The 18,305-nt window shown below is 62.5% G+C and carries 14 protein-coding genes, 1 tRNA gene, 2 rRNA genes and 2 pseudogenes (1 of these 19 cut by a window edge); 8 read left to right on the top strand and 11 right to left on the bottom strand.

The features are described 5' to 3' along the window. The 4 genes from MU449_RS09845 to MU449_RS15875 form a co-directional block, all read left to right on the top strand. Positions 1–1,771: ribosomal RNA gene (locus tag MU449_RS09845) — 23S ribosomal RNA — on the top strand (it extends 1,093 nt beyond the left edge of the window). Positions 1,772–1,881: 110 nt separating this feature from the next. Beyond that, positions 1,882–1,996: ribosomal RNA gene (gene rrf / locus MU449_RS09840) — 5S ribosomal RNA — on the top strand. Positions 1,997–2,072: 76 nt separating this feature from the next. Beyond that, a tRNA-Met gene (locus tag MU449_RS09835) sits at positions 2,073–2,149 on the top strand. Positions 2,150–2,558: 409 nt separating this feature from the next. Beyond that, positions 2,559–2,819, top strand: coding sequence for a hypothetical protein (locus MU449_RS15875; RefSeq protein ID WP_244737866.1), 261 nt, complete (start codon positions 2,559–2,561; stop codon positions 2,817–2,819). A gap of 216 nt (positions 2,820–3,035) precedes the next feature. On the opposite strand, the pseudogene MU449_RS15870 reads toward MU449_RS15875, so the two are convergent. The 5 genes and pseudogenes from MU449_RS15870 to MU449_RS09805 all read right to left on the bottom strand — a co-directional run. Further along, positions 3,036–3,860: pseudogene (locus MU449_RS15870) on the bottom strand (recombinase family protein); the annotation flags it as partial. Next, entirely contained in the window at positions 3,857–4,225 is a 369-nt protein-coding gene (locus MU449_RS09820; protein ID WP_244737864.1) for a hypothetical protein, read from the bottom strand. The pseudogene MU449_RS15870 and the gene MU449_RS09820, both read right to left, overlap by 4 nt. 263 nt (positions 4,226–4,488) lie before the next feature. Beyond that, a complete protein-coding gene (locus MU449_RS09815; protein WP_244737862.1) occupies positions 4,489–4,710 on the bottom strand; it encodes a hypothetical protein in 222 nt (73 codons plus the stop codon). A gap of 62 nt (positions 4,711–4,772) precedes the next feature. Then, positions 4,773–6,149, bottom strand: a complete 1,377-nt coding sequence (locus MU449_RS09810) for a hypothetical protein (protein WP_244737860.1) — start codon at positions 6,147–6,149, stop codon at positions 4,773–4,775. A 44-nt stretch (positions 6,150–6,193) separates the two neighbouring features. Further along, positions 6,194–6,712 carry a hypothetical protein gene (locus tag MU449_RS09805; RefSeq protein ID WP_244737858.1) on the bottom strand — a complete coding sequence of 173 codons (519 nt, stop codon included), beginning with the start codon at positions 6,710–6,712 and terminating at the stop codon, positions 6,194–6,196. Between the two features lie 74 nt (positions 6,713–6,786). On the opposite strand from MU449_RS09805, the gene MU449_RS09800 reads away from it, so the two are divergent. Beyond that, positions 6,787–7,047, top strand: coding sequence for a helix-turn-helix domain-containing protein (locus tag MU449_RS09800; RefSeq protein ID WP_244737855.1), 261 nt, complete (start codon positions 6,787–6,789; stop codon positions 7,045–7,047). Between the two features lie 758 nt (positions 7,048–7,805). On the opposite strand, the gene MU449_RS09795 is transcribed toward MU449_RS09800, so the two are convergent. From MU449_RS09795 to MU449_RS09780, 4 genes are all read right to left on the bottom strand, one after another. Next, complete coding sequence (locus MU449_RS09795; RefSeq protein WP_244737852.1) at positions 7,806–8,978, bottom strand: AAA family ATPase; 1,173 nt, start codon at positions 8,976–8,978, stop codon at positions 7,806–7,808. A gap of 138 nt (positions 8,979–9,116) precedes the next feature. Then, complete coding sequence (locus MU449_RS09790) at positions 9,117–9,368, bottom strand: hypothetical protein (protein WP_244737846.1); 252 nt, start codon at positions 9,366–9,368, stop codon at positions 9,117–9,119. A gap of 86 nt (positions 9,369–9,454) precedes the next feature. Further along, the gene (locus MU449_RS09785) at positions 9,455–10,504 is read right to left on the bottom strand and encodes a hypothetical protein (protein WP_244737843.1); all 1,050 of its coding nucleotides are present in this window, start codon (positions 10,502–10,504) and stop codon (positions 9,455–9,457) included. A gap of 278 nt (positions 10,505–10,782) precedes the next feature. Further along, the gene (locus tag MU449_RS09780) at positions 10,783–11,391 is read right to left on the bottom strand and encodes a hypothetical protein (RefSeq protein ID WP_244737841.1); all 609 of its coding nucleotides are present in this window, start codon (positions 11,389–11,391) and stop codon (positions 10,783–10,785) included. 106 nt (positions 11,392–11,497) lie between these two features. On the opposite strand from MU449_RS09780, the gene MU449_RS15810 reads away from it, so the two are divergent. The 3 genes from MU449_RS15810 (at position 11,498) to MU449_RS09765 (ending at position 15,169) form a co-directional block, all read left to right on the top strand. Continuing rightward, complete coding sequence (locus MU449_RS15810; protein ID WP_280517650.1) at positions 11,498–11,677, top strand: ribbon-helix-helix protein, CopG family; 180 nt, start codon at positions 11,498–11,500, stop codon at positions 11,675–11,677. 640 nt (positions 11,678–12,317) lie between these two features. Beyond that, a complete protein-coding gene (locus MU449_RS09770) occupies positions 12,318–12,710 on the top strand; it encodes a plasmid mobilization protein (protein WP_244737840.1) in 393 nt (130 codons plus the stop codon). Next, entirely contained in the window at positions 12,710–15,169 is a 2,460-nt protein-coding gene (locus tag MU449_RS09765; protein WP_244737838.1) for an LPD7 domain-containing protein, read from the top strand. Before MU449_RS09770 ends, MU449_RS09765 begins: the two co-directional genes overlap by 1 nt. 456 nt (positions 15,170–15,625) lie before the next feature. Here the strand turns inward: MU449_RS09765 and MU449_RS15940 are convergent. Further along, positions 15,626–15,952: pseudogene (locus MU449_RS15940) on the bottom strand (transposase family protein); the annotation flags it as partial. Between the two features lie 29 nt (positions 15,953–15,981). Continuing rightward, a complete protein-coding gene (locus MU449_RS09755; protein ID WP_244737837.1) occupies positions 15,982–18,081 on the bottom strand; it encodes a TonB-dependent siderophore receptor in 2,100 nt (699 codons plus the stop codon). Positions 18,082–18,305 lie beyond the last annotated feature (224 nt).

Genomic DNA, 18,305 nt, shown 5'->3' with positions numbered 1-18,305 from the left:
CCATCCTTTAAAGATAGCGTAACAGCTCACTGGTCTAGATAAGCTGTCCTGCGGCGAAGATGTAACGGGGCTCAAGCCACGAGCCGAAGCTCAGGATGCATAGCGATATGCGTGGTAGCGGAGCGTTCTGTGATATAGAACGCTGTCTGTTCTGTTTAAGCGGGTCGCCGCGCTCAAGTAGCGTAGCGGTAGCGCAAAGCAGTGAAGACAATGTTCTGTCTGTGAAGCCGGGCCGGAAGGCATCCGGTGGAGAGATCAGAAGTGAGAATGTTGACATGAGTAGCGACAAACAGGGTGAGAGACCCTGTCGCCGAAAGTCCAAGGGTTCCTGCTTAAAGCTAATCTGAGCAGGGTAAGCCGGCCCCTAAGGCGAGGCCGAAAGGCGTAGTCGATGGGAACCAGGTTAATATTCCTGGGCCGTGAGATGGTGACGGATCCCGAGTGTAGTTTGCCCTTATCGGATTGGGTGAGCTGCTTAGGGGTTCCTGGAAATAGCCTCTCTATAAGACCGTACCCGAAACCGACACAGGTGGACTGGTAGAGAATACCAAGGCGCTTGAGAGAACCACATCAAAGGAACTCGGCAAAATGCCTCCGTAAGTTCGCGAGAAGGAGGCCCCACTTGCAGGCAACTGTGGGTGGGGGGCACAAACTAGGGGGTGGCGACTGTTTACTTAAAACACAGGGCTCTGCGAAGTCGCAAGACGACGTATAGGGTCTGACGCCTGCCCGGTGCCGGAAGGTTAAAAGGAGGGGTGCAAGCTCCGAATTGAAGCCCCGGTAAACGGCGGCCGTAACTATAACGGTCCTAAGGTAGCGAAATTCCTTGTCGGGTAAGTTCCGACCTGCACGAATGGCGTAACGATCTCCCCGCTGTCTCTGATGTGGACTCAGCGAAATTGAACTGTGTGTCAAGATGCACACTTCCCGCGGTTAGACGGAAAGACCCCATGAACCTTTACTATAGCTTCGCACTGGCATCAGGATTGTGATGTGCAGGATAGGTGGTAGGCATCGAAGCGGGGACGCCAGTCCTCGTGGAGCCATCCTTGAGATACCACCCTTCGCACTCTTGATGTCTAACCGCGGCCCGTTATCCGGGTCCGGGACCCTGCGTGGTGGGTAGTTTGACTGGGGCGGTCGCCTCCTAAAGTGTAACGGAGGCGCGCGAAGGTTGGCTCAGACCGGTCGGAAATCGGTCGTTGAGTGCAATGGCAGAAGCCAGCCTGACTGCAAGACTGACAAGTCGAGCAGAGACGAAAGTCGGCCATAGTGATCCGGTGGTCCCAAGTGGGAGGGCCATCGCTCAACGGATAAAAGGTACTCTGGGGATAACAGGCTGATGATGCCCAAGAGTCCATATCGACGGCATCGTTTGGCACCTCGATGTCGGCTCATCTCATCCTGGGGCTGGAGCAGGTCCCAAGGGTATGGCTGTTCGCCATTTAAAGAGGTACGTGAGCTGGGTTTAGAACGTCGTGAGACAGTTCGGTCCCTATCTGCCGTGGGTGTAGGAGACTTGAGAAGAGTTGCCCCTAGTACGAGAGGACCGGGGTGAACGAACCACTGGTGGACCAGTTATCGTGCCAACGGTAGTGCTGGGTAGCTATGTTCGGACAGGATAACCGCTGAAGGCATCTAAGCGGGAAGCCCCCTTCAAAACAAGGTCTCCCTTGAGGGCCGTGGAAGACCACCACGTCGATAGGCCAGAGGTGTAAGTGCAGCAATGCATTCAGCTGACTGGTACTAATTGCCCGATAGGCTTGATTTGATCCGGAAAAAGCCGGACCAAAAGCAACCACGACTTGAACACAGGATCAAAACGATCCCTGATGTTGTAAAACCCTCCCGGCAAACATGCCGGGACGGGGTCTTCCTCGGTTTGGTGGTCATAGCACGAGCAAAACACCCGATCCCATCCCGAACTCGGCCGTTAAGTGCCGTCGCGCCAATGGTACTGCGTCTCAAGACGTGGGAGAGTAGGTCACCGCCAAACCTAGAAAGACCCCATACTCTCAAACGATAATCCCTCTCTCGACACAAAAGTAGCGCTCCCACAAAAGCGCAACTCCCGCGGGATGGAGCAGCCCGGTAGCTCGTCAGGCTCATAACCTGAAGGTCGTAGGTTCAAATCCTACTCCCGCAACCATCGTTTCCGACTCATCGTCACAACCAACCCCGGCCAAACGCCGGGGCTTTTGGCATTTGGACGATCCGCCCTTTACCTGAACCCGGACCTGGGGCCCGGGAAGCGCGCCGTCTTCCGCCAGACGCAGAATCCCCGCCAGATCGCCCACCAGTTCCATCCGGTGGCCTCCAGGTGCCCCGGCCTCCGGGATCATCCGAACCTCGGAGATGAGGCCGCGCAAGATCTCCGTCGCCTCGCGCTTCATTCCCGGCGCCTGAAGTGCTTCCGACAGACGCGCGATCTCGGACCGATACCGAGACCCGAGGCTCGGATGCAGACGCAGGGCAGGGGGCTCGGGCGTCTCGGCCAATGACCGCGTCAGTTCCGTCTTTCGGACCTCTAGTCCCTCCATCTTCGCCTTCATCGACGGGTGATACATCCCATCCTCAATCGCCGACAGGATCCCCGCGATCTTGCGGTCGATCTGGGCCAGTTCGCGCTCGGCCTTCGTGCGGTCGGCGCTCCGGTTCCCCGCCGCTGCGTTGAACGCCCGGCGGTATTCTTCGACGAAGGCCACGATCAGCTCGGGATGCAGAAGACGCTCCTTCAGGCCGCCCAGAACCCGGGCCTCGACCTCCGCCCGCTCGATCGTCGCGCGATTGGTGCAGGCGGCGCCGCCCTTGTTGCGTGACGCGCTGCAGCCATACCGGGTCTTGTTGATCAGGGTGTAGGTCGCGTCGCAGCAGATCAGACCCGAGAGCAGGTAATCCGGGCGGCGGCCCCGTTCGGGATGCGGGCGCTCGGTCTGCACGCCTGCCGGGTTCATCTCCTCGCGGATGGCCGTCTGCCGCGCCTTCACCCGCTGCCACAGATCATCCTCGATGATCCGCTGCTCGGGCACCTCGGTCACGATCCAGCTGTCCGTGGGGTTCAGGCGGGCCTGGCGCTTGCCGGTGTCGGGGTCCTTGATGAACCGCTGCCGGTTCCACACCAGAAACCCGATATAGAGCTCGTTGTTCAGGATCCCCGTGCCACGCTTCCAGTTGCCGGAAATCGTCGAGAAGCCCCAGCGGCCATCCCCCTTGCCGCCGCTGCGCGGGGCGGGGATGCCTTCCGCGTTGAGGGCGGCGGCGATGGAGCGGCTCGACAGGCCGCTGTCGTAATCCGTAAAAATCCGGCGCACGATCTCCGCTTCTTCCGGATCGATGTCGCGTTCGCCGGTGACGACCGACCCGTCGGCATGGAAGCCCTTGCGCACCCGGTAGCCATAGCTGATGCCGCCTCCGGACATGCCCTGACGGACTCGGCCCTCAAGACCCCGATGGGTCTTCTGCGCCAACTGCTTCAGAAACAGCGCCGACATCGTGCCGCCGAGGCCGATGTGCATCTCGTTGATCTCGCCCTCGGACTTCGTGATGATCTTCACGCCATAATACGCCATCCGCTTGTGAAAGCCCGCGATGTGCTCCTGATCCCGCGACAGCCGGTCCATCGCCTCGGCCACCACCACGTCGATGTGGCCGTTCATCGCCGCCTGCTGCAGATCCTGAAAGCCGGGGCGGAGATGGGAAGCTCCGCTCATTGCTTCGTCGGCGAAGACCTCCGCCACCTCCCAGCCGTTGTCTTGGCACAGCTTCTGGCAAAGCCGCACCTGATCCTGGATCGAGGCCGCCGACTGCAGGTCCGAGGAATAGCGCGCGTAGATCGCCGCGCGGAGGGGGGAACGGGTCATGCGGGGTCTCCCTGGCTGGGGGCGAGGTTGGCGGCGACCGAGGCAGATCGTTGCGCGGCGAGGTCGGCTTCGGCGGCCTGACGGGCGAGGCTGCGCACCAGGGCCATAAGGTCGGGATGCGGGGCGTCCCCGAACCGGTATCGCGACGGGGTCAGGCTGCGAAGGGTCACAAGATCGCCCGCGTCCTCCGCCTCTCTCCGATGCAGGCCCTGCGCGGCGATCGCGCGGACAAGGGACATCCGCTCGGTCCAGCGCAGGCGCGCCCGCCGTGCCGGACTGATCCGTCGTGTCAGATCGTCGATGTGCCGCGACAGACGGGCCTCGAAGGCGTCGGTCGTCGGCACCGTGGTCATCCATTGTGTCATGCGCGAATCACCCTTCTCGCTGTCATGACACTCCACGTATCCCGCACATCCGAAAAAACCTAAGGATTTTTGCGCGATCGAAATGCGTAATCTATTGCTCTCATGTAGAAATACATAAATCCGCATTTGCGGAAATGTGCGGTTTGCGCAAATGTGTATGTCCGCGGATGTGGGTGCGCAGAGCGGTGCGAGCTGGAAAACAACGGTCGGCAGGCCTGCGTGTCCGTCTCGGGGAACATGCGCGTCTTATCGAACTCCCGGTCTTAGTCCTCCAGCATCTCCCGGATGGCGTCGACCTCGTCGAGGGCGATCTGCGTTCCCCGCGCGATGGCCGCGCCGTGGGGTGGGGGCAGGCTGTCGGCGGCGGCGGCCACGAGATGCAGAAGGTCCGACAGGCGGGAGAGATGATCGGCGAGGTCGAGCTGGCGAATGGCCTCGGCCGAGGTGCCGCCATTCGGATGCGGGCTGGAGGATGTAGGCGACATGCGGCCTCCGATATGGCGGGTAAGGGCCGGGCGTCATGAGCACGCCCGGCTGTCGATCGGGCTCAGCGGCTCAGGGTGTAGAGGACCGGCGTGCGGCCCTCGGCGCCCTCGACCGCATAGACCTCGACGGCGCGGCGGATCCTGTCGCGGGCGCCGGAGGTCATCTCGAGAGGGTCGTAACGCGGCGGCTCATCGCGCGCCGCGCCGGCCGTGGCGAGGGTGGCCCGAACGCCAAGACTGCTGCCGCGATGCACGGTCCGGTCCCCTGCGGCGATGTCCCGGGTGTCGTAGGCAAGCACCGTGTCGGACGTGTCGAACGCGGACGGACCGCCAAAGCGGGACAGAACACCCTCGGCGGTCAGATCCCCCGGCATCTCGAGGACGCCCCAGGCAGAGGTCAGCACGTGTCCTGTGTCGGACGGCTCAAACCGCAGCATGGCGCAGCGGTCCAGAACGCCCGGCGTGCCGCAGTTCAGGCCGGGACCGAGGCCGGTCGTATCGAGACCGTCCTGCCCCGTAAGGCCGATGACGGAAAAGGACCTGCCGCGATCGATACCCCAGTCCCCTTCGACCGGCTGCAGGTAGACCGTGAAGGCGTCCGTGGGACGCGGCTCCATCAGGGTGGTGATCGCCCCGTCCTTGCGAACATAGACCGGAGCCGAGCCGCCGGGGAGATCATACTGCGCGTTACTGACGACGTAGAAATAGTCGCTGCCCCGGAACTGCTCCATCGCCGCCTCCCACGACGACCCGAGAGGCGGGAGACCTGCGGCCGCGATGATACCAGCCTCCACGGCCTCCGCACCCGCTGCGTCGTCCGCACCTCCCGTCGCGGCCGGATCGGCCTCGACGGTCAGCAGCGGCACGCCGCCGGTCGTCTCGTAATCCACCCGTGCCACGTGCGCCTCGTAGGCGTTCCGGCGGCTGGTCGAGGGCCTGATGTCGATCAGGGTCAGCCGGGCGATGATGTCCTGCGTTCCGATCCGAGCGCGCAGGGCCTTGGCGTCGTCAAGCGCGGCGGGGTAGATGCGCACATCGTCGGCATTGGCAAAGTAGAGACTGCTGCCGACACCGACCTGCAGGTAGCTGCCGGACCGGAAGGTAGAGACGGGGAAGCCTCCCGAGGTGGCATCGTAATCGCCCAAGGATGCCCGCATCGGCAGGGTGACAACGGTCGTCGCGGGGTCGATCTCCTGCCGCGCCGCCTCCATCTCGGCGATGATCTCTGCCAGAACCTCGGTCCGGGTGAACTCATCACTGCCGAGATAGCGCGGATCTTGGCGGGCTTCGGCCTCAAGATCGGGCGTGCTTCCATTCAAGGTCTCGAGAAAGCGGGTCCACCAGGCGCGGTCGGGATTGTCATAGGTCTCGGCAAAGGAGGGCGTGGCGAAAGAGGTGGAGGCGGCGAGGGCCGCCGAGAGGGCGAGGGTGCGGATCATGAGAACAACTCCGGATCGGGACGGGGATATCGGAACGGGGGTGATCAGGTCGGCCGAACGGACAGGACATGGCGTGCTGCGGCCCATCCCGCGACCGCCATCGGGCCGTAGAGCAGCAGGACGAACCAGAAAACAACGCCGAGGATTGGCAGCGCGCCGTAAGCCGCAATCGCAGCCATCAGGAGAATGACCGTGAACACCGACGCCGCGATCAGGAAGCCGACGAAGAACAGGACATTGGCCTTGGCCACGATGATCGCGGCCCAGATGACAAGCACGACAATCCGAGGCAGCACGCCGTAGTTACCATAGAGCGTAAAGAGACCGGCCGCGATCGCCCAGAGGGCCATGACCGGCAACGCCATCCATGGGGCGAGAGGGAGATCATGGATATAGTCGTTCTCGTAGACAACGATGAGGAGGGACCAGAAGGGCAGCGTCAGAATGGCACAGCCGATCGCGCCCCCGATAAGATCGCGCGCGATGGCGTTTGGCGTGCGGGGCAGGGACCAGCTCTCGCGGAGGCGGGCGCGGAAAGACGCGCCGTTCAGAGGTTGCGGCATGATCGGCCTCCATCTAGGCTAGGGCATCGAATACAATGTGAAGCATGCTTCACCATACTTCAAGAGGCAACCGCGTGACGTCGGGCAAGAATGATCATCCTCCCATCGTCGGGTCCTTTGGCTCGGTCCTGAGGGAGGCGCGGCTGGCGGCCGGCCTGACCCAAGCGAAACTTGCTGACCGGGCCGGGATGTCAACGCGTTACGTGATCTTGCTTGAGCAGGGGCAGTATCAGGCGAGCATCACCACGTTGCATGACATCGCCCGGGCGTTGGATTTGTCGCTGGCCGAGCTGATGGCCCGGGTCGAAGCGGCGCTTGGCCAAGGCAGGGGCTGACCGATGCCCGTCCGGGGAATGCGGGATTCCGCAATTGCGGAAATATGAAAATGCAGCACCGGGGGCCGAGGCGAGGGCGCAGGCAGTGGTTGATCGGCTCCTTTCTCCCGCCGGATTGTGAGATTCCGCATTTGCGGAAAGACGCAAGGGTGGACATGCCGCGCTGCGTTCCCCGCCAGTCCCGTTTCCCAAAGCCATAGGCATGCCTGATTGGGCCTTTGGGATCGCGAATGCGCTTTTGCGGAAATGTGGTTTGCCGCATATGCGCCAGATGATTTGCGGCTTTGCGGGTTTACCAATTTTAGAAAAACGCACATTTGCATACGAGGGGTGAACGTCGTTCTTCGTTGCGCATCAGGGGTTCGGCGAAGTTCCGTGCGCCTCAAGCGCCTCGTCCATTGATGCGCGAAATCGCATATGCGGCTTCGGCGCCGGGTGCATGAGGAGATGGCGGCTTGCATCCGATCGGACCTACACACACATCTTTGCGGGTTTGCGGGTTTGCGGGTTTGCGGGTTTGCGGGTTTGCGGGTTTGCGGGTTTGCGGGTTTGCGGGTTTGCGGGTTTGCGGGTTTGCGGGTTTGCGGGTTTGCGGGTTTGCGGGTTTGCGGGTTTGCGGGTTTGCGGGTTTGCGGGTTTGCGGGTTTGCGGGTTTGCGGGTTTGCGGGTTTGCGGCCATCCACATTTGCGGAAACCGCCCAATTCCGCATTTGCGGAAATGTGATCCCGGGCGGGCCCTCCACCATCTCGGCGTGGCATCATATCTCCCACACCCGCTGCGGGCGATCCTCGATCTGGGCAACGGCGCGGGCGATCTGGCGCAGCGAGGTGCGGTATCCCTGGCGGCGACGGCGGAGCACCTGGGTGGCGATGCCCTCGGCTAGGGCGGCGCGCAGGTCCGGATCGGGCACACGGTCGGACAGCATGCGGCAGGTCGCGGCGTGCAGATCGGCGGGGGTGGGGTCCTTGATCGTCACTACCTTGCAACGGTCGAGGAGCGGCAGGGGAATCCCGGAAAGGCTGTTGGTGGTCATGACCCACGCGACACGGGTCAGATTGACGGGCATGCGGTAATAGGGGCAGGTCCAGGCCTTGGCCGTTGTTGGCTCGATCATAGACTTCAGCACCTCCGCCGCACCGGGCAGGGCCCCTCGGGTCGAGGAGACATTCTGCGGCAGCTTGTCCAGTTCGTCGACGATCACCAGCGGGTTCACCACCTGCGTGGCGAGGATGGTGGAGACGACCCGGCCCGGGGCCGCGCTGCCCCATCCGCGTTCCGTGCCGGAGATCGCGAAGACAGCGCCGTTGGTGCTTCCGATGTCGATGTCGATGGCGGGGACGTGGAAGCGGCGGGCGACATCCCGCGCCCAGGCACTTTTGCCGATGCCCGGAGGCCCGACGAGGATCAGCGGCGGAGTGTGCAGGGGAGCCGGGCCATGGGCCGTCGCATGCTCCATCACCCTTTGGATCGCGGCGGCCGCCGGGGCCATCCACGGGGCATGGGCGTGAAGTTCGGCCAAGACCTCGTGCAGGCGGTCGCGGGAGACGACCCCGCCGACGCGGCCCTTGCCGATGGCCGCCCGGATGATCTTCGCATCGCGCCCCTCGAGATGCGCGGTCTGCCGGTCGACCTCGGCTGCCCGGCGGGTGTGCCACGCTTTGGCACATCCTTGCAGGGGATCGGTGCCGGTGTCGGCGTAAAAGGTAGCGAGATCGTGCAGCGTGCCGTCGCCCTCCATCGCGAGGGCCGTGTCGAGATCGATCATGACGCCGATATCCTCCTCGGTCAGACCGAGATCGTGCATCTCCCGATCGCGGGTTCGCCGCTGCAGGGCAGTGCGGCGGCGCGTGAGCCGCAGGGTCAGGTCGGACAGGGCAATCTCGGGCGAGGTCGGGACGGGAGCGGCGAAGATGCGATTGAGGTTGGGCATGGGCGGGCTCCTTTGGATTTGGGATGGTCCATGGACAGGGGCAGCGAGCGATGTGTCTCTGACGGTCAATTTTGAACTGACGGGAAGGCGGGGCGGAGTGGCAGCCACAACCCGAACCGACCGCAATCCACCCCACCGTCAGGCGGCAGAAAGATCATCCAAATGGCGTTCCACAGCGGCCTGCATCTCGGTGAGATGATCCCCGGCGATCAGGGCGGCGCGGGCGATGGCGGCACCGTCCGGATCGCCAAAGGTCTCGGCGGCAAGGACGATCAGCCGGAGAAGATCGCCAAGGGCCTCCCCCCGATCGAGGGCATGGATAAGCCCCCGCGGCACGGGCCGATCAGTGGTGGTATGAGTCACGGGGGTGATGTTGGGGGGCAGGGGCATCGGCATGTCTCCTGTGCCAGAGAGAAGGAGGGTCGACCGGGGGAGGGTAGAGCGGAATGCCACGGGCCGGGCGCTGCCGTGCCAGCCTATGGAGAGGCTGGCACGGATATCGCTTTTGCCGCTTCGTCATCGCGTTCACGCTGAATGCGGTCCATCTCCGCCTCCAGCCTTTGCAGTATCGTCGGGTGGTAAATCTCCCGCGTGACGTTGATTGCGTCCCCGAACTCGACGCGCGGCACCACCGCTTCGGGATGGGCGCGGCGCAGGCGACGATGTGCGGCCTCCTCGGCGCGGCGGGCGGCGTGGCCCGTCGGCATCTCCACCACCCGCAGGATCTTCACCGCCGCCTCGGGCGGCAGCCCGAGCTGGTGGCGGTGGCGCTTCACCGGATGCGCGGAATAGCCCAGCTTCATCCAGTGTCGGGAAGGCCGGCCCGGGGCGGCGGGGATCCGGAGGTCGAAGAGATAGATCCGGCTCGGCCGGGCGGTCCATGTGTCGCCGCACCCGGCGCAATCGCACTGGCCCCACGCGACGTTCGCCGCGAGAATGCTCTGCACATGGCCGCAGGTGTGGCGGTAGAGGCGGCGGTATCCAGCAGGTCCTCGGGCAGAGGGGTCAGGGCCGATCCGTTCCCAGCCGATGCGGCGGGCGTCCTCGGCCTCGCGGTCGGCCAGACAGGTCCCGCAGCGCAAGCCCGTCTCGCCACGTGCCACGCGGTCGATCAACTCGAACTGGCGGTGCAGCTCATGCCCGCAGGGGGCGCGGAAGACGCCGTAGCCGACCCGCTCGGGATGAGGGGCGAGGAACACCACCCCCGCCGCCTCGGCCTGCGCGCTGCGTCGGGCGGCGAGGCAATGGGGGCATTGCGGCTTCGCGTTCACCACCGTGAAGACCCGCGTGACCATGACCCCGCCGCAGGTGCGGCAGTCGAGAAGAAGGCGGGTGCGATCCTGCACCCGGGCGCGGATATCAAAGCCCTTGCTGGCGGCCATGGCCTGCCAGAGCGGAGGGATGACCCTACGCAGGATGGGGAGGTCGGAGACGCGGGACGGATCGATGGCGGAGGAGGAACGACGCGTGGCAGGAATGGCGGGGTCGGACGGCATGGGTCCGAACAGATGCGAGGGCAGGGACATGGGATATCCTCCTCTGGATCGAGGGTGACGGAGTTGGAAAGAGATGAGACGCGCCCCGCGATGATGGGCGGGGGCAGCGTCAAATGGACCGGGTGGAGAGGGCGGCTTCGGTCGCGTCACCCTGTGCGGGCCGTCGGGTCCCCCCGGCGCCACCCCGATACGGGAGCGGCGGTGATCGCGCAGGATGATGCGATCGGGGCGGATCCGGGGCGACATTTGGACCTGAACCGGCGGACAATGGACGTCAGCGGGACGGAGACCGCTGCGCTCCGTCGGGGTCAGAGGGGCCCGACTCCCGGAGAGGCCACCGGCATCTCACGCGCGAAGGGGGGATCGAGGATGTCGGCCGGGACCTCGAACGGCCCCGTGTCGTCCTCATCCATGCTATCCGTCACCGGGTCCACCGACACAGCGTCAATCATGTCGTCGTAATCGGGCAGGGCGGCCATTGCCGTCATCACATCGAGAAGGACGTCCATCATCCGGGACAGTCGCCGGGCGAGCGGTCCGGCGTCCGGGGCAAAGCGCCCCGCGCAGGCGACAATCCGGGCGCGATAGTGTCCGAAGGCCTCGGGGCTGTCGCAGTCGACCAGCGCACCGATCAGGCCCGCCGCATGCCGCAGCACCCGGTCCTCGGGGCGGTCCACGGGAAGAGCGCGGAAGTCGGCAACGGAGGTGAGGACAGCCGCGCGCGCGGCCTCGGCGTCGCGAAGCCAGGCGTCGCAGGCGAGGTCCCAGCTGCCCGCGTGCTCCAGATCGCGTTCGGCCTCAACATGCGCGCGGATAGCGACAATCAGCGCCGCAAAGGACCGCGAGACAGCCGTGTGCGTAAACGCCGCGCCGTCTTGGCCACGGAGAGGAAAACCGGTATGGGTAAAGGCAGTCATGGGCATCTCCCTAAAGATGTTTGTGATCAGGATATGGCTGGGGTTGCAGCCCTGGTCATGTCCGATTATATAGAACCACTAAATCAAATATAAAGAGGATAATTACATGGAGGGCAAAAAGCGCGGACGTCCTCGAGTCGATACGAGTCCCGTGAATCTTCGTCTTCCTGATGAAATGATTGCCCTCTTGGATGAGCGTCGGAAGCTCGAAGCCGATCTCCCGACTCGCCCTGAAATGATCCGGCGCGCTCTGGTTCAGTGGCTTGAGTTGACCGACCCCCGTTGAGGGTGCTCCATCGCCCTTCGTCGGAACATGTCGTGACAGTCTGAACGCGTGATAAGTCTGAACGCACGGGCCTGTGATGTCGTGATCCATTTCGCGCCTTTCCCCTCCGCCTCCCTCGCGCGCGTGAGGGAGGGAAAGCTCTGGGATGATAAAGTGATTCTTTTGGCAAAGTGCATTCTTGTGGGGGGCGTGGTTTAGCAAGGCTCCTCAGTGTCCGGACAAACCTGCGGTTTGGTCCGGACACTGAGATCTTGCGAGGGGGATGCTCCCCCTTCGAACCCCCGAAGAAACAGAAGATTACCCTTGCTCCCGATCGCGGTCAGGAGGGGCGTCGATCCGCCGAGAACGCCGCCCTTCGGCCACCGGCGGAGGGCTTGGCTTTCACCGGACGTCCTCCGGATGATCTGGTCCCGCGGGCATCGACGCTGCGCCGCACTTTTTCAGGTAACCCTTGTCGAACCCGGACAGGCACCCACCCACCGCAGCACTCGGGCCGTGAGGGTCATGATCATCGCACCCGTCCACCGCACATCCCTCACGCCGGGAGGGCGTCCGCGTCCGGCCAGTCTCGCGCTGCCGCGCTATTTTTCCATTAGGTTTTTTCGCCGACGTGGGATGAATGGGGAGGCGAAGGAGACTCATGATGTCCGACGCGCACCCCATCCCCGAAGCTCAACTGAAGCCCCGTAAGAAGCCGTCCGCCGGCCCGAGCCCCAAATTCGAGATGCGGATGTCGCCAGATGTGCGGGCGGTTCTTACGATGAACGCCACGGCGGCCAATCTTTCGGAGGCTGCGTTTGTCCGGTCGCTTATCCTGGGCGCGAACGTTACGACGTCCGTCGATGCCGACATCGAACGGGAACGGAATGCCCAGCTTGCACGGATTGGTAACAACCTGAACCAGATCGCCCGCCATGCGGACAACTACCGGAACAACGCGGATGCGGCGGCCCTCGCCGCCGAGGTCCTGACGGCCCGTCTGGCCCTTGAACGCTTGTGCGATCCGCTGCCTCCGGAAACGGAGGCAGGCTGATGCTGATCAAGTTCCTGAAGCACACCGGGGCCGCCAATAATGATCCCGACGCCCGCCGGGCGATCGACTATCTCATGGGGGAGACCGTCCTCAAGCCGGACAGCGATACGGGGGATATGGTGCCCACGCGACGTGCGCGGGCGCCGATCCATCTCTCGGGCAATTGCGCCCTTGTCCAGCGGACCTGCACGGCCCTGCCGTTCAAACATCGCTATACATCGGCGGTCATCGCCTTCGACCGGGATGATATTGATGTCGCGGCCTTCGAGATCGGGGATCCGGGCGTTCGTGCCCTTTGCGAAGAAGTGATGCAGGACTTCGAGGATACCGCGTTTGCCGGCATCCCGGAGGAGATGCGCCCCGCCACGCTGTGGATTGCGCATACCGACAAAGGGCGGCTGGAACTGAATGTCCTCTTCCCCCGGGCCGTGATGACGCCAAAAGGAAAGTTGAAGGCAATCAACCCCAAACCGCCCGGCAAGGCGCATGAGGATCTGTGGGATGCCTTCCGGGACAGCTGGAACATGCGGACCGGCTGGGTGGATCCGTTGCACCCCGGGCGGAGGCGATCGCTGAAGCTCCCCGGATCCGTGATCAGCGCGCGGTGCCGTAACATCGATTCTGATCCCGAGTTTGATATTCGGGAGGAGATCACTTGGGACATCGACGAGTTGATCGTGCGGGAGATGACTGCACCAGGTGAAGCTACCGACGACAAAAAGCCCAAGGCGGAACTAAAGGCCAAGCGGATTACCTGCCGCGATGATGTGATCCTTTGGTTGGAGGAGCAGGGGGCCCAGATCAACAGGGTCGGGAAAGATTATATCTCGGTGAAAATGCCTGTTCGTCCCGGCCCACATGAGGTGACCCCGATCACCTTTGGAAAGCCCATCCGCCTGCGGGGGGATCTCTTCGATCAGCGCTTCACATCGGTCGACTGGCTGGAGAGCGTGGGGTGGTTCGGGCGGGATGACCTGGCCCCGCGGCGTGACATGCGTCGGGCCAAGGGTGATCTGAAGCGTCTTCGTGAAGCGCGGGCTGCGGAACAGAGGACGCGGTTCGGCTGGGAGGATCGGGATGTTGATGGACCGGACGCCGCGCTCACTGATGAGAATACGGTGGAGATCGAGGACACGACGTTCGGTCGGTGTCCTCTGGACCAGGATGACCCGGAAGCCGTCTCTCCCGGCCAGACGGATGCGGATCGCGCGCGCGCGGCATGGCGCGCGCAGGTTCGTCGTTGGGCTTGGCAGGACCTCTATGGTCCGAAGGTTCTGTCCGACGATCTGGCCGGACTGCTGCGTTATGTTGACTCGAGAACACGGACGGTCTGGCTGCAGGACGGATCCTGCATCCGTGATCGCGACACGCGCCTCGTCGCCGAGGATAGCACGACGGCGACCATCCTCGTGATGATCGCGCAGGCGCGGGCCAAAGGATGGTCGGGTCTGTCAATCCGCGGGGATGAGCTATTTCTGCGCGAGGCGGTCCGGCTGGCGGTGGCCGAGGGCATGGCGGTGGGCGGTCGCGATGCCGACATGGATGCAATCATCCGCGATGAGCTGGCGAAGATGGCACCGCTGGACGCCGATGTCGGCGCCACCGCGCCTGCAGATCGCCCCGCTTCGCCCGAACAGGATCAGAGATTGACGCCGGATGCCCTGCCGACCGAAAACCCCTGCGCCGCGGCATCGAACGACGCGGCCGCGCCGGCAAAAACCAAGAGGCAAGGCATGCCGGACGCAGACCCCGACCACCTCGACGATGGCGCGACGTCAGTGAACATCCCCGACACACCGCTCACGATACAGCATCCCGCTGGACCCACTGTTGGTGTGCATGATGAAGTTTCCGTCTTCGGCGCACCCCATCCGGCGCAAATAGGACCCGCCGGCCATAACGAGGGCATCAGCGCACCGCCACGCGTTGCCACCGCACCAACCCCCGGCAACGGAGATGTCGGTCCGGCGGGGCCGATGGGGCGTTCCAGAGAAGCGTGGCCGTCCTACAAGAAACACGCCTTTCGGTCGCCGCAGTCCCGGGCTTGGGAAAGGCTCTACGGAAAGGATACCTTGCCCGAGGATTTGCGTGCGATCCTTGTGGAAGTCGACGTTCCGGGTCGGCGTATCGTCCTGACGGATGGCGCGGGATTGCGCGATATCGGGGAACGCATCCATATGACCGGGGCCACCGAAGACGCTGTTCATGTTGTCATCGCTCAGGCTCAGGCGAAAGGATGGACGGGCCTCAACATCCGCGGGGATGAGCTGCTTCTGCGCACGGCCGCCCGTATCGCCGAAGAGACCGGGTTCCCCCTCATCGGACGAAACGACCAGATGGACGCCATCATCCGGAGCGAACAGGCCAGACTACGGGACGAGATTATCAGCAAGGTCGTCTCGTCTCCGTTCGATCCTGATCATGACGAGGTGGCCCGGGATCTCGGTGAGGCGTGGTGACGCGAAAGCCCCTTATCCGACGTTCGCTGAGGTGAACGGTCGAAAATCTACCCGAACCACTCGGTCGTCATATCTGATGATGGAATAACGCTCATCGAGGGATGGGCGCATGTTCCAAATACATACCTTGTTTCGTTCATTCTGCCAAACCGCTGGCCGACTCAAGCTTAACGCTCTGCACGTTTGTCTTCGCCCCTCGTGATGACCATCTTGCATGATCCGACAAGTTCAGATGCCATGCGAAAAACATGTGCAGTTGAGGTATCTGATGAGTCTGTCAGAGCAAAAAATTGACGGTGTGCCACAGTTTGTCAGTTATTTTGCGTCCGTTCTTGAGGTTTTTCGGGATCTGGCAGGACAGGCCTAACCCAAACAGGTGTTCGACGAAATCGCAAAACGCTATGAAGTGCCGAATGACGTCCTGACCAAGATCAACGTAAACGGGAAGCCGAAGTTTTATAGCCGCGTTTCTTGGGCGCAGTGACCTGCCACTGAACTTTCATCCAGCGCGACCTGAGTTCGTTGGTCATTTACGCCGATTGGCATGGGTTGAGCAATCGCCCAAGCCGTGACCAGCTCGCGAGCATGAGCCAAGTCGCGGAACAAGGTTTCGTTAAGGAATTCGTCGCGCATCCGTCCATTGAAGCTTTCGACAAAGCCGTTCTGCATTGGCTTGCCAGGCGCAATGTAATACCGTTCGATCCTGTTCTCGGCACACCACCGCAGGATTGCATTGGAGGTCAACTCCGTGCCGTTATCGGACACGATCACACCCGCGCCACCCGCCAAAGTGGGGTGGCGCGAATGTCTGATTACCAAGTCCGACGCAAGGTTAAAGCAACCGCACGACCCGGGTTGTAGTAGTCTGCCGTGCCGCTGCCAACGACATGCTGCTCGTTCAGAACGTTGCTGACGTTGACCGCAAGGTTGGTGTTTTCCTGAAGCGCATAGGTGAAGGCCGCATCGAGAGTGACAGCGGACTTCGCCTTGCCCGTATCATTGGCAATCCCGAAATAATACGACCCGATATAACGCGCGCCCAGTCCAAAGGTCATGTCGCCGCGGTCTGCATTACCCTCAAGGGTATAGTTGCCCCACAGCGATGCGATGTGACGCGGTGTGTCGCCGAATTCGTTGCCCTCGACATCTGCGCCGCGAATGGGACCGGAGCGCAGGACCTCAGACTTCATGTAGGAATAGGACGCGATCATGTCGAAGCTGTCGGTAAGTTCGGCCTTCGCCTCAAGATCGAGACCGCGCACCTGCTGTTCGCCCACCAGCTCGCGTGTGATGGTGCCATCGTCCTGCGTCACGGCGACGGTGACGTTGTTCTTGCGCAGATCGTAGATCGAGGCCGAGAACAGAGCGTTCATACCGTAGGGCTGGTATTTCACGCCGATCTCGTATTGCTCTCCGCGCTCCGGCTCCACTCCGACACCGGGCGGCGCCACGGATTCGACATAGCTTGCATAGGCCGACACTTCAGGCGTGATTTTATAGGTCAATGCGCCGCGTGCCGACGTCTCGGCGAAATCGTCGCGTGTCGTGGTGCCGTTCAACGTCTCTTCTATGTCCAGCCGATCGTGACGAAGCCCCAAAGTCGCGATGATCTGATCGTTGAACGACAGGTTCTGTTGCACGAACAGCGACTGCGTCCGATAGTCGTTGTCACGAAGTTCATATGGTGCCGCCACGTCGCCCGGCGCGCCGGAATAGATCGGGTTCGCCACATCAATGGGTGAATAAAGTCCATAGAAGGGCGCGGACGAGGTCGTAGCGTCACGGAATTCGACACCGGCCAGCGTGCTGCTGTCAAAACCTTCTAACCGGCGGTCGTATTGCAGGATGACGTTGCCGATCACTTCCTCAGCCGAGTTGTCCCCGCCGAAATAGTAACGGTCCACCTCGGTTCCGACACGGGTCGGCGTGTCCGACAGATAGACATATCCGAAATCGCTTTTCAGATCGCTGTATCGCAGATTGGCGCGCAGGGTCAGTCCGTTCTCGAAATCATGCTCGAACAAACCCGTCAGGCTGGTGCGCTCGACGTTCTGATAGTTGAAGTCAGGCTCGCCGAAGAAGTCGTCGCGATCATATTCGCGATCCTTAGGATAACCGCCGCCGTTGGGTGTGTTGTCGCGGTTCAGGTAATCGGCGATGACACTCAGCTTGGTGGTGGAACGGGGCTGCCATGTCAGACCGCCCATGAAGAACTGGTTGTCATTTCGGGAATAGTCGTAGTCACGCTCGCCGTCCTGAACCTTCGCGGTAAAGCGATAGGCCAGCGTCTCGTCGGCGTTCAACACATCACCGAAATCCAGCCCGACCTCATTGTTTCGCGGCGAACCGACAGCGCCGTAGACTTCACCAAAGCGTTTAAATCGCGGCGTCTTGGTCACGAAGTTGATCGTCCCACCCGGATCGGAAGTTCCGAACAAGGTGGAGTTGCCACCCCGGATGACCTCGACCCGCTCGTAAGCATAGGGTTCCTCGCGCGCGCTGCGCATGGAGCCGAGGGTGAGACCATCGCGATAGGTGGTCGCCTGGAACCCCCGGACAAGGATGTATTCGTTGCGGTCGTCGTTGCCGAAGTAGTCGGTATGGATGCCGGAAGAATAGCTCAGCACTTCTTCCAAGGTGGTGGCGCGGCGATCGCGCATCTCCTTTTCGGTGATGACAGAAACCGAGGCAGGTGTGTCCAGAACGCTTGTCGCGACCTTGCCTCCCGTCCACAATTCGGTCGCGACGACGGAATTGACATCGTCATCCGACGTGGCCGTGACGATGATCGGAGACAGACGGATAACGTTTTCTCCTGCGTCCTGCGCGAAAGACGGCGACGCTATCGCTGCGGTGCAGCCCATAAGGAATGCGGTTGTGTAACGGCAAGTGCCGCGGCGGCTATGTGCCATGATCAGTGTCCCACCAGGTTTCTTCGTTGTGCGCTGGCTGGCCCGGGAAAGACGCGGGATGGCTGGCTTGGAAATCGTTTGCCCCGTCCGGCGCCAGTCGGGGTCGCGGCCCAGCTAACGCCATTCGCATTTAATTCCAACGTTTTTTGTCGGAAAGCGCTTTAACTTTTTTCATTATGTGCGATCTTCGCCGCCAATGGATCGGCCGATGCCGAACCCGAATG

Origin of the sequence: Falsirhodobacter halotolerans (genome assembly GCF_022899245.1) — a bacterium.
Classification (GTDB): domain Bacteria; phylum Pseudomonadota; class Alphaproteobacteria; order Rhodobacterales; family Rhodobacteraceae; genus Falsirhodobacter; species Falsirhodobacter halotolerans.
This window is presented reverse-complemented; position numbering and strand designations above follow the sequence as displayed.

What these genes read in the sequence shown, in the direction of transcription:
- MU449_RS09805 (WP_244737858.1), bottom strand. Translation starts at nt 6,712, where the DNA reads ATGCCGCAACCTCTGAACGGCGCGTCTTTCCGCGCCCGCCTCCGCGAG.
- MU449_RS09755 (WP_244737837.1), bottom strand. Translation starts at nt 18,081, where the DNA reads ATGGCACATAGCCGCCGCGGCACTTGCCGTTACACAACCGCATTCCTT.
- MU449_RS09820 (WP_244737864.1), bottom strand. Translation starts at nt 4,225, where the DNA reads ATGACACAATGGATGACCACGGTGCCGACGACCGACGCCTTCGAGGCC.
- MU449_RS09815 (WP_244737862.1), bottom strand. Translation starts at nt 4,710, where the DNA reads ATGTCGCCTACATCCTCCAGCCCGCATCCGAATGGCGGCACCTCGGCC.
- MU449_RS09765 (WP_244737838.1), top strand. Translation starts at nt 12,710, where the DNA reads ATGCTGATCAAGTTCCTGAAGCACACCGGGGCCGCCAATAATGATCCC.
- MU449_RS09770 (WP_244737840.1), top strand. Translation starts at nt 12,318, where the DNA reads ATGATGTCCGACGCGCACCCCATCCCCGAAGCTCAACTGAAGCCCCGT.
- MU449_RS09785 (WP_244737843.1), bottom strand. Translation starts at nt 10,504, where the DNA reads ATGTCCCTGCCCTCGCATCTGTTCGGACCCATGCCGTCCGACCCCGCC.
- MU449_RS09780 (WP_244737841.1), bottom strand. Translation starts at nt 11,391, where the DNA reads ATGACTGCCTTTACCCATACCGGTTTTCCTCTCCGTGGCCAAGACGGC.
- MU449_RS09790 (WP_244737846.1), bottom strand. Translation starts at nt 9,368, where the DNA reads ATGCCCCTGCCCCCCAACATCACCCCCGTGACTCATACCACCACTGAT.
- MU449_RS09795 (WP_244737852.1), bottom strand. Translation starts at nt 8,978, where the DNA reads ATGCCCAACCTCAATCGCATCTTCGCCGCTCCCGTCCCGACCTCGCCC.
- MU449_RS15810 (WP_280517650.1), top strand. Translation starts at nt 11,498, where the DNA reads ATGGAGGGCAAAAAGCGCGGACGTCCTCGAGTCGATACGAGTCCCGTG.
- MU449_RS09810 (WP_244737860.1), bottom strand. Translation starts at nt 6,149, where the DNA reads ATGATCCGCACCCTCGCCCTCTCGGCGGCCCTCGCCGCCTCCACCTCT.